General features: G+C 74.8%; 2 protein-coding genes. Both read right to left on the reverse strand.

The annotated features are described in order from the left end of the window. Positions 1 to 359: 359 nt before the first annotated feature. A complete protein-coding gene (locus tag AOJ26_RS43720) occupies positions 360 to 710 on the reverse strand; it encodes a hypothetical protein (RefSeq protein WP_053853413.1) in 351 nt (116 codons plus the stop codon). A gap of 65 nt (positions 711 to 775) precedes the next feature. Continuing rightward, on the reverse strand, positions 776 to 1,453 hold the full coding sequence (locus tag AOJ26_RS41135) for a response regulator (protein ID WP_053853414.1): 678 nt from the start codon (positions 1,451 to 1,453) through the stop codon (positions 776 to 778). Between the last annotated feature and the right edge of the window lie 155 nt (positions 1,454 to 1,608).

The following is a 1,608-nucleotide window of genomic DNA, read 5'->3' on the forward strand; positions in this document are numbered from 1 at the left end:
CGCGCGCGTCCTGTGCGGGGGGCGGCAGGGTGCCGGGGGTGGCGAGCATGGGCGGGATCAGCGGCAGGGTCACGGGTGAGTTGTCGACGCGGGCACCGGCCGCCACGCGTCCCGCGGACCGGTTTCCCCTGAACGGGCGCCGCCCCGGGGCCCTCTCGGCCTCCCGGTGCGGGTCTCGGCACCCGGGGCCGCCGGTCAGACGTGGCGCGCGTCCGCAACGGTGAGCCGGAACCTCCGGGGTGGCGCTGGCCGCCTTCGGTACCCGGGGCCGCACCCTGACGCTGTCGGTGCTGTGGCAGCGAGGGCCTGAAGCGCGGCTGGGACAACCCCATGCGCTTCGCCCTGGAGCACCCCAACCACTACCGCCTGATGTACTCGCCCGAGCTACCCGTGCCCCCGGCCGCGGCGCAGGAGGCGCACGACCTGCCGCACGGCATCCTCGAACGCTGTGCGGCCCAGGGGCGGCTGAGGGTGCCGCCCGCGCCGGCCACGCAGATGATCATGTCCGGCAACGTCGGGGCCGCCCTGTCGATGCTGACCAGACCCGAGCAGTACGTGGACCCGAAGTTCGCGCGGCGGCAGCGCGACGCGGTGCTGGACTCGGTGGCCCGCCCCGCCGACACCGAGGCGGCGCGGGAGGACGGCTCGGTGCCCGTCGCGGCCGCGACCCTCGCGGCCCGGCTGCGTGCCGACCTGCCGCCGGCGCTCACGACGGCGGAGTCGGCCCTGCTCCAGCAGTGGCTGGTGGCACTCTCCGGGAGCCGAAAGGTCAGCGTTACTCGGGCGGCAGCGGCTGCACCAGGCCCGACTGGTAGGCCATCACCACGAGCTGGGCGCGGTCCCGGGCGCCCAGCTTGGTCATCGCCCGGTGGACGTGGGTGCGCACGGTCAGCGGGCTGACGAAGAGCTTGCCCGCGATCTCCTCGTTGGAGTGCCCCTCCGCGACCCACGCCATCACCTCCCGTTCCCGGGTGGTGAGGCCGGTCAGGTCGTCGGCGGCCGCCAGCCGGGTGCCGAGTCCCGGTGCCGCGAGGAAGCGGGTGATCAGGGTGCGGGTGGCGCCGGGGGAGAGCAGGGAGTCACCGGCCGCCACCGTGCGGATGCCGTCGAGCAGGGCCTCGGCGGTGACGTCCTTGCCCAGGAAGCCGCTGGCCCCGGAGCGCAGCGCCTGTGCGACGTACTCGTCGATCTCGAACGTGGTCAGGATCAGCACCCGCGTGTCCGCCAGTTGCGGATCGGCGCAGATCACGGACGTGGCGGCCAGGCCGTCGGTCCCCGGCATGCGGATGTCCATGAGGATCACGTCGGGGCGGTGGACGCGCGCCAGGTCGACCGCCGCGGCGCCGTCGGCAGCCTCCGCGACCACCTCCATGTCGTCGCACGAGTCGATGAGGATCCGGAAGGTGGCCCGCAGCAGGGTCTGGTCGTCGGCGAGCAGTACGCGGATGGTCATGGGGTCCGTTCCTGGCGTTCCGGGGCGGCGGGGCGGAGGGGGAGTCCGGGGTGCCCCTCCGAGGCCGGCCGGTCGGGGCCGGGGCGGTCCTCGCCGAACGTGAGCCCGGGCAGCCGCAGCGCGGCCGTGATGGCGACGACCGTACGGACGTGGTC

It is taken from the genome of Streptomyces sp. NRRL B-24085, from assembly GCF_001282115.1.
Taxonomy (GTDB): domain Bacteria; phylum Actinomycetota; class Actinomycetes; order Streptomycetales; family Streptomycetaceae; genus Streptomyces.

Coding starts and splice junctions, on each gene's coding strand:
- AOJ26_RS41135 (WP_053853414.1), bottom strand. CDS start 1,453: ATGACCATCCGCGTACTGCTCGCCGACGACCAGACCCTGCTGCGGGCC.